This is a genomic window from Williamwhitmania taraxaci (genome assembly GCF_900096565.1).
In the GTDB taxonomy this organism is placed as follows: Bacteria; Bacteroidota; Bacteroidia; order Bacteroidales; family Williamwhitmaniaceae; genus Williamwhitmania; species Williamwhitmania taraxaci.
In genome coordinates, this window is record NZ_FMYP01000098.1 from 1 (window position 1) to 8,657 (window position 8,657).

An 8,657-nucleotide genomic window follows, 5' to 3' on the forward strand; every position below is an offset into this window, starting at 1 on the left:
GTGATCCAAAAGATGGCCAACACCCAGAAAGCATTTTCGGTGGTGGCAACGCTAGTCCGGATACACCTGATCAGCCTACTCGATGTTTTTGAGCTGCTCCGCAGCACCAAGCGGGACTACTTAAATAAGCGAGGTTCGCCAGATTTATACGGTCAAATTAAACTTATTTTCTGAGGGGTGCTTTTCTAATAATCAAAATCGTTGCCTGTGTTTATTGGGATGCAGAGGCAATAAATGAATATTTAGAGTTTAGTCGGACAGTAGTGAAAGTAAATCATCAAAGCTTAAATTCAAATCGGAATAATCAATCATTCTACTAATAGCTGATTTACTAGTGTTATCAATGTTTTTCTTTTCTTTTTCATTAAAAGATATTGTAATAGGGTCTTTCTTGTTCTTCACATTAATACTGCGATATTCTTTTACTGCTTCAAACAGAGCATCGTCAACAGACTTGCTCAAAATATCGGACAAACTGTTGTAAGTGAAGTATAGGGCGTAGAACTGTAATGTAAAAAAAAACAGGATGGCACTTACCGTAATCCATCTGTAAAGTTGATTTTTTTGAGCTATTTTTTTGTAAGGTTTCATGCGGCTTTTTTACAAAATTTCTTATAAAGATAATAGGAATGGTCGGTTTATGGGCATATCGAATTACATTTTTATGACATAAATTCCCAATATAACAGGTTTGTATGTTACCGTTAGGTTGCCGTTAGGTGCTTTTCCTATCACCCTCTTCATATTTGCAATGTCGAAACCAAACAAATAACTGCAAAGGTTTAGTGAAGACAAAACTCGCAACTTCTCTTTATGAATTTTTAAAAATGATAGCTATGAAATGGATGAAATTAATAGTAACCGTTTTACTTACCTTCTCCTTATCATATATTTTTGCTCAAAACCTTATAGTTTCTGGCAAAGTAATCAGTAATGAAAACGAGGTATTACCTTATGCTACGGTAGTCGTATTTAACACTGATAAATCGGTAATTACAGGTGACATTACCAATGAAAATGGATTGTTTTCCATTAATGGACTGCAACAGGGTGAATACACCCTAGAGGTTTCCTTTGTAGGCTATGAAAGTTATTCCGTAACCATAAACCTTGAACAATCCATCATGCTGGATACTATCCGCTTAAACGCCGGGGTGAGCATAGGTGAGATTGAAGTAAGCGCACACCGTAAAATGCTAAAGTCAGATCAGGGCAGGCTTATACTTACAGTAAAGGATTCGTACCTGACGAGGCTACCTAACGCCACAGATGTAATGGCGTTTGTGCCAGGTGTAGTTGTACAAGGCGAAAATATAGAAGTAGCGGGAAAAGGCATACCGCTGATTTTTATTAACGGGCGTGAAGTGAAAAACCGGGCACAAATCAGCAGCCTGCAACCTGAACGTATCAAGTCCATTATGGTTGACCGTAACCCATCAGCCAAATACGATGCCAGCTATAATAGCACTATTCACATCACCACCACAGCAGCTGCCAAACAGGAGCTTTCGGCGCAGTTGGTTCACGGTTCTGTAATGGGCAGGCTGTACAACCATTCCGAAACACTTAACATTAACCACGCTGCAGGAAACTGGACGAACTTTTTATCCTATAAATATAAGAATGCCCGTACCAAAGAGGGGGCAGAGGTTTTTCAGGATGTACAAACCACTGACATCGCGCAGAGAAATAGCTATAACGCATGGATGACCGAAAACCAACACCTGCATAGCCTTGTTTTTGGCAGCAACCTTAAAGTTAACGACAAACACAGCCTTGACCTACAGTATTATTTGGACAAAAGCAGGGGAAATGCCAATATAAATGGTACAGAAACCCTTACCGGACAGCAGAATGAAACCTATAATGTGCTAAGAGACTTTAACAAAAACAACGAAAAGCACACCTTAAACCTAAACTATCGTTGGGATGTAGATTCTGTGAACCATTTCAACCTGTATGCCGACTATTTATACCTGGACAATACCGACAATGAAAATGTAAATAACGTTTCAACCACCGATGCCTCCAATGATAGCTACATCTTAAACAACCGCTCAAAGTTTAACACCTACGCTTTGCGGGCAGAATACAATACCCTTTTGTTTGGGGCTTACACGTTAGATGCAGGTGTCCGGTTTTCGGAAATTAAAAGCAATACGTTTTCTGAAATTGTAGCACTCTCACAGAATGAAGATACTGAAAATAAGTCTGTAATGACTGAGCATACGCTGGCTGCTTATACCACATTGGGGCGTGAGTTTGGAAACTTTTCGGCAGAAGCAGGTCTGCGTGCCGAGCGCAACGAAGGGGAATATCTGAAAAATAGTGTTTCTGTTTTTGATGGGAAAAGGATATTATCCAACTGGTTTCCGTCCCTGTCGCTTTCCTATACTTTTTCAGAAAAAGCACAGTTGAATCTGAACTATACCAGCAAAATTAGCCGGCCATCATTTTTAGATCTCGACCCCTCGGTAAGCTACCTTAGTAGCGTGCTGTATGAGCAGGGCAACCCTGAACTAAAACCAACAACAAGCCAAACTTTTGAGTTGGGTGGCACTTTTTGGGATAACCTAAACCTAAGTATTGACTATACGCGCGCCAAAAATGCTGTCGCCTATTTGGTTGAACCCGATAAAGCCAACCCAAATTTACTTATCAACCAAACAATAAATATTGATAAGGTTTCTTCATTGGGCGTTAATGCCACCTATAACTTTGCTGTTGAAAAGTGGCGCTCCAACCTAATTGGTAATGTTTCCGTGCCGTTCATGGAGTATCCGTATCAAGGTGAAAAGAAAAACAATAACATTACAAAATATCAGCTTATAACAACCAATTCATACATGGTTTCGCCCAAGCTATTTTTAATAGGGAATTTTGTGGCACAAAGCCGTTACAGCTATCTGAATAATTGTTTTTCGCCAACCTACACCCTTGTTTTGGCAGCTAACTTTGTAATGCTAAAAGGGAAAATGGTCTTGACCGTATTTGGAAACGATTTGTTGCAGAGATCCGAATCTGACGCATCCTCCGAATGGGGATATGTAAGCACGGGACAAAATGTAATGCCCGATTCACGAATGGTGGGAGTTACAGTAAAATTTAACCTCAATAAATTCGAAAACAAATTCAGTAAAATTGAAAGTGGTAACGATGAATTACAACGGATAGAAAAAGAGTAAAAAAGAACTCAACAACTATCCTACATTTCGGCAACAGAACCGTTAGCATTCAATGTAAAAGAAGGATTGTTCTGAAAAGAGAGAACAATCCTTCTTACAATCACTTCTTAAATTTTCTTGCCAATATAGAATACGTAGCCGTAATACTTACCGTATTTCGAATACAGTAGCGCTTCGTGCCGTTGGTTTGCAATAAGTTCCTCGGCAGTACGATTGCCTCTATATTTCTTCAGGAAAACTTCTTGCGCTTCAACTTGTGGAACATAATAATGGTCGGTCCAGCAGCTCTCTGGCAGTATAAAATTTGCTACCGGAACGTATCCGGCCTTTTGCAGCTGAGCTACTTTGTTCGGAATAGTGTCTATCTCGGGATAAGCATCCTGCCAAAACGTATTAATTTCGTCGGGACGCTCTGCAGTAAACCAAGATGCTTCCGAAACGGCAATATAACCTCCAGTTTTCAGAAATTTATGCCACTCGTACAAGCCTCGTTCAAATCCAATATTATAGATTGCTCCTTCACACCATATTAGGTCTAGCTCTTCGTTTCGAAAAGGAAGGTTATCCATTGAACCGACAATACCTTTTATTCTCGATTGAATTTTTCGCTTGGCGGCGTTCGTATTCAGCAAATCAACGAACGTAGGAAACAAGTCGATAGCAGTAATATGACCCGAAGTGTGCTGCGCCAAGACCATTGTTTGGCCCCCGGTACCACAGCCAATGTCGGCAATACGCGATTCGTTGGTGAGATTATCAATAAAGCGCAACGCATTAACGGTTGCATCGGGGCTACCGGGCCCTTGACGCTCCATGCTCGAAAAGTATTCGCAAATTAGGTTAAAGTCGAATTCGTGAATTGATTTATTTTCGTTACTCATGATGTTTAATTTTAGGATTGATAGCGTGGCATAAGCAGACAACATAGCTGTTGCCATGCCACAAGTTACATTAAAGTAAAGACATAAAAATAACTCCGACAAGAGTTTGTCTGAGTTATGCTGAGTGATAACCTTGGGCAGAATACCAAAGGTTATTTACCTTACCAAATCCATTTTAAACATCCACCGATTTTAGATTGTGCAAATCTATGGATTTTTCTGATAGCATCACACTCCATTAGTAGTTATTTTCAACAAGCTAGAGTGCCTGATCTTTGTTGAAGGGAACGGTATATAGTCTGCTGTGCTTCTGTCCTTTCATTTTTTTCATTACCTTTAGGTAAGCATTCATTCCTATAGCTTGGTTTATACATACTAGATTGGGTAGATAAACCAAGGTTTGTTGGGTTTATATTGCATGACGATATGAAACGTTTACTGTTATTAGTGCTATTTTTCCAGACAACATTTCTTAATAAATAACCATTTAAGCGGCACGAAGTGCCCAGCGAGAACCCCGAAGGGCTCATGAGCGAAGCGAATAACCCTGCTAGGCTCATGAGCGAAGCGAATAACGCCCGGTTGAGCCACATCCCGGGTTCAATGGTTTCTTTCTATGGGTTTTCAATGCAGTTATTCCTTGTGGAGAGCGATTTAGTGGTATAAACGGAACAGCTACCTACTACCGGTAAACAATATCGACTATTAAAATAGTTAGCTCCTTTTAGGGTTGCATCGCATTAGTTTGTCGTCACCATTCTGGCAATTTATGATTCGGAAGGCCTGTTACCGAATGCCCTGTTTTGCGCAGCCGGATTCTCTTTGGCCTGAAAGGCCTACCCGTAAAAGCGCAGGGCGCAGCCCTGTGTGAAAGCAAATACCCGATTGAGCAGCGAGTATTACAAAAAAGGCTCCCCTACACTAGCTGCGGCACTCCTACGCCACCCATTTGCTGGCGGCAGATACCGATTTGCGCTACATTCAACAGCTGATAGGGCACAAAAGCCGCAAGACAACCGAGATCTACGCGCATGTGAGCATAACAGGCCTAAAAGAAATATCAAATCACCCTTCGACGATATGTGAAAAAATATTCTACCTTTGAAATATAAACCAAACAAAGTTTGGTTTATAAACGAGTTGGCTTTAATGCAGAAGAGATGAACAAAAAAGCAATATTCATAATTTTCCCTGTTTTGTTATCCATTAATTTGAATGCTCAAAGCATAGCAGACAGTCTATATAAATTAGCATGGGATAAACACAATCAAAGACAATTTGAGGATGCAGCCAAATTGTTTGAAAAAAGTATTCAGCAAGGAAAAACATGGGCAGGAACTTATTTAAATGCAGCATCATCATGGGCTTATGCTGATAATAAAGAAAAAGTTTTTGAAAATCTTAACAAATTACCTGAAAAAGGATATTTAGATAAAGATTTTATTGTATTATGGTTTAGCGAATTTTATAAGTATCATGAAACACCAGAGTGGTCAAATTTAATGACTACATTTAATGTTAAAATTGATGACTTTTACAATTACGCAAAAACAATTGATTTTCAAAAGCTGACAAAAAAGCAAATGCTTGAAGATTTTGATACCCTTCAAAACAAATTATTAAGAGTAAGCCCGCATCTTATGCTCAAAGAAAAAGTTTATGGAATAAATTATAGTGATTATTTTAGTAATCTAAGAGGTGAAGTCGAAAAATGTAATTCAACAGATACATTTGCAATAATTTTATATAGAACATTAATTGTTTGTCAAGATGGTCATACAAGTTTTTCATCATTAAACCCATTTGAACATTTAAATGATGGAGAAAATATTAATTTTTGTTCTTCGATAGCAAAATATGAAATGCTTTATAATTCAGTTAAAGTAACTTCCGAAAACATTCCAAAATTCATTTATAAAGACGGCAAATATTTTCTTGCAAAAGAATTTATTTTTAATAAAATTAAAATTCCGCTTAAATCAGAATTAGTATCCGTTAATAGTCGATTACCTAAAGACTACGTTTTAGAAAATATCGAGTATAAAAGGTCGCTTTCGTGGGATTTTAATAACAATTGTTTTTATTCTGAAACCTTTCTTCAGCAAGATATTGCAGCAGATACAATAGTAAATCTTATTTTTAAGGACAAGGGCAAAGAATACCAGATAGCTTTGCATTTGCCAATTGGTTTTACTCACGAAAAAATTTCATCGATAAAAAATGGATTTGTTTTTTACTGGGAAGAAAACCAAATATTGTATATAAGAATGCCTAAAATGGTAAACGGACTATTTTATGCAAATGAAATTTTGAAATATAAAGATTATGAAATAACCAAAATCGTTGTTGATATTAGAGATAATCCAGGAGGTTCAGATTATGATTGGTCAGATATGTTATGTTCAATACTCCCAGACAGCTATTCACCAAAAATTAAATTAGGTTTTAATAAAGAAAACTCTAAGATATTCAATAAAATGGAGATTTTTGATTATAAGGATTTTCCAGAATTATATTTAAAATATATTGTTTCTGAAACAGGTTTTGAACACGAAGGACAGGAAAATATAAAATACAAAGGGAATATTTATATTTTTTTCAATCAATATACTTATTCATCAGCAGGTAGTTTAGTTAACTTATGTTATTACTTCGACAATTTAATATCAGTAGGTGAAGTTACAGGACGTGTTTTAGGTTTTGGAACAAATCCGTCTGAATATGAATTACCAAATTCAAAAATTAAATTCAGAATTGCTCCAACTATTGATTTAACCAATGTGGAAAATTATCAGGATATTTTTCATGATAAACCAGAAATTAGGATTGAGACAACAATAGACGATAAAATATTACTTTATGATAATTCCTACTCTATTGAGTATATAAAGAATAATGACCCATATATGAAACAAATAATGAAGCACTAAAGCTAACCTACAATAAACCCAATGCGGTTTACGAGCGGACAGAAACCGTGTTTTTATCTAGAAACCCCGCAAAATATTGCTTGGCTTACATAAATAAAACAGTAATTTTAGCATCAAGACCATATTTTACTATGAGCAAAACTGAAAACGTAAAGCTATTAAGTCCGCACTGTGTTTATTGTCAACGTTAGCGGTTATGAAATTGAGCACGTGGAAATACTATTCACATGAAAAGATTATCTTTGGAGAAAGATATGAACTATGGACTTGAAGATTATACATGGACAACTACTTGATAAATTTAGAGAATTGGTTGATCCGAACTTTCTTACTATCTTAAATTCTATTCCGAAACTTCAAATTCCAGTTGACTACTTTCAATTTTACACGTCTGTTTCCTCGGTATATTCATCGAAAATCGAGGGAGAAGACATTGACTTCGATAGTTATTTCAAGCATAAATTCTTGAATGTTAAGTTCAAGCCTGACTATACGAAGAAAGCAGATGATTTATATAAAACATACGAGTTTATCTTTGAAAATCGCCTAAGTTTAGAGAACTTAAAGAAAGCTCATGCTATTTTAAGTTCGAACCTTTTACCGAAATCACAGCAAGGGAAAATTAGAACAAATCCCATGTTTGTAATTAACGAGCAAGACAGGATTGAATATGTAGCCGCTGAACCAAAGATTGTAACGAGAGAACTTGAGAAACTTTTCATTGATGTTGAAAAGTTACTAGAAACAGAACTAGATGAAGTTGACACTTTCTATTTTGCCTCACAAATACACCTGTCTTTCGTGAAAATACACCCTTTTTTAGACGGGAATGGAAGAACTGCTAGATTGCTGGAAAAATGGTTTCTAAAGGAGAAAATAGGCAAACGAGCTGTATCAGTTCCTTTGGAGCGAAATTATTACAGGAATCTAAAAGCATATTATGCAAATATTAAGAAGTTGGGACTAGAATATACCGAGCTTGATTATTCTAAATCTTTTGACTTCACTCTGATGACAATAAATAGTATAAAAGAAAACGAAGAAGAATAAATTCACACCCGCTAATAAATAGGACTTTAAGCACCACGAAGTACCCAACGAGAACCCCGAAGGTCTCATGAGCGAAGCGAATAACTCCCGGTTGAACTACATCCTGGGTTAAATGGTTTCTATGGGGTTTTCTACTCAATACGTTTACCATCCCATGGAGTAGGGTCGAATTTTGGACAGCATTCCGGTTCTTCTTGCTTTGCGTTCATGGCGTTTCAAATTAGTTAAGCATCCACTAAAATGCATTTTAGATGAACCAATTTCCGAAAAAAAAAGGAGCAACGCAATACGTTACTCCTTAATTTTGATATTTCGGTGATATTGTGCCACTTGTTTCGGTGATATTGTGCCACAAAAAAAGGATGATTTCGTGACCAAATTTATGAATTAATTTGAGTTTTTTTCATCTTGTTTTTTCTCATTGACTCTACTGTTAATTCAATGCGATGTGAAGAGTGAACCATGCGGTCTAGAATTGCATCGGCAATGGTTCCTTCGCCAATTGTTTCATGCCAGTTTTTTACTGGTATCTGTGCGGCAATGATAATAGAAGTCTTGTCATATTTCTGTTCAACGATATCCATTAGGGCATTTCTTGCAGGATCGTCAAA

At 36.9% G+C, this 8,657-nt stretch carries 8 protein-coding genes; 4 read left to right on the forward strand and 4 right to left on the reverse strand.

Annotated features, from left to right (window positions below; genetic code table 11):
- Positions 1-249: 249 nt before the first annotated feature.
- Positions 250-591, reverse strand: coding sequence for a hypothetical protein (locus BLS65_RS16325; RefSeq protein ID WP_092440888.1), 342 nt, complete (start codon positions 589-591; stop codon positions 250-252).
- Positions 592-836: 245 nt separating this feature from the next.
- On the opposite strand from BLS65_RS16325, the gene BLS65_RS16330 reads away from it, so the two are divergent.
- Positions 837-3,185: a TonB-dependent receptor domain-containing protein gene (locus tag BLS65_RS16330; protein WP_170830178.1), complete on the forward strand. Its 2,349-nt coding sequence runs from the start codon at positions 837-839 to the stop codon at positions 3,183-3,185.
- Positions 3,186-3,292: 107 nt separating this feature from the next.
- On the opposite strand, the gene BLS65_RS16335 is transcribed toward BLS65_RS16330, so the two are convergent.
- Positions 3,293-4,066 carry a class I SAM-dependent methyltransferase gene (locus BLS65_RS16335; protein WP_092440892.1) on the reverse strand — a complete coding sequence of 258 codons (774 nt, stop codon included), beginning with the start codon at positions 4,064-4,066 and terminating at the stop codon, positions 3,293-3,295.
- Positions 4,067-5,036: 970 nt separating this feature from the next.
- On the opposite strand from BLS65_RS16335, the gene BLS65_RS16340 reads away from it, so the two are divergent.
- The 3 genes from BLS65_RS16340 (at position 5,037) to BLS65_RS16350 (ending at position 8,046) form a co-directional block, all read left to right on the forward strand.
- On the forward strand, positions 5,037-5,171 hold the full coding sequence (locus tag BLS65_RS16340; RefSeq protein ID WP_394331467.1) for a hypothetical protein: 135 nt from the start codon (positions 5,037-5,039) through the stop codon (positions 5,169-5,171).
- Between the two features lie 55 nt (positions 5,172-5,226).
- Positions 5,227-6,996, forward strand: coding sequence for a S41 family peptidase (locus BLS65_RS16345; protein WP_139180978.1), 1,770 nt, complete (start codon positions 5,227-5,229; stop codon positions 6,994-6,996).
- A gap of 261 nt (positions 6,997-7,257) precedes the next feature.
- Positions 7,258-8,046: a Fic family protein gene (locus BLS65_RS16350; RefSeq protein ID WP_092440891.1), complete on the forward strand. Its 789-nt coding sequence runs from the start codon at positions 7,258-7,260 to the stop codon at positions 8,044-8,046.
- 131 nt (positions 8,047-8,177) lie between these two features.
- On the opposite strand, the gene BLS65_RS19070 is transcribed toward BLS65_RS16350, so the two are convergent.
- Positions 8,178-8,255, reverse strand: a complete 78-nt coding sequence (locus BLS65_RS19070; RefSeq protein ID WP_394331468.1) for a hydrolase — start codon at positions 8,253-8,255, stop codon at positions 8,178-8,180.
- 171 nt (positions 8,256-8,426) lie between these two features.
- Positions 8,427-8,657, reverse strand: a 231-nt coding sequence (locus tag BLS65_RS16355; RefSeq protein WP_170830143.1) for an ATP-binding protein, incomplete at its 5' end; no start/stop codon positions are given.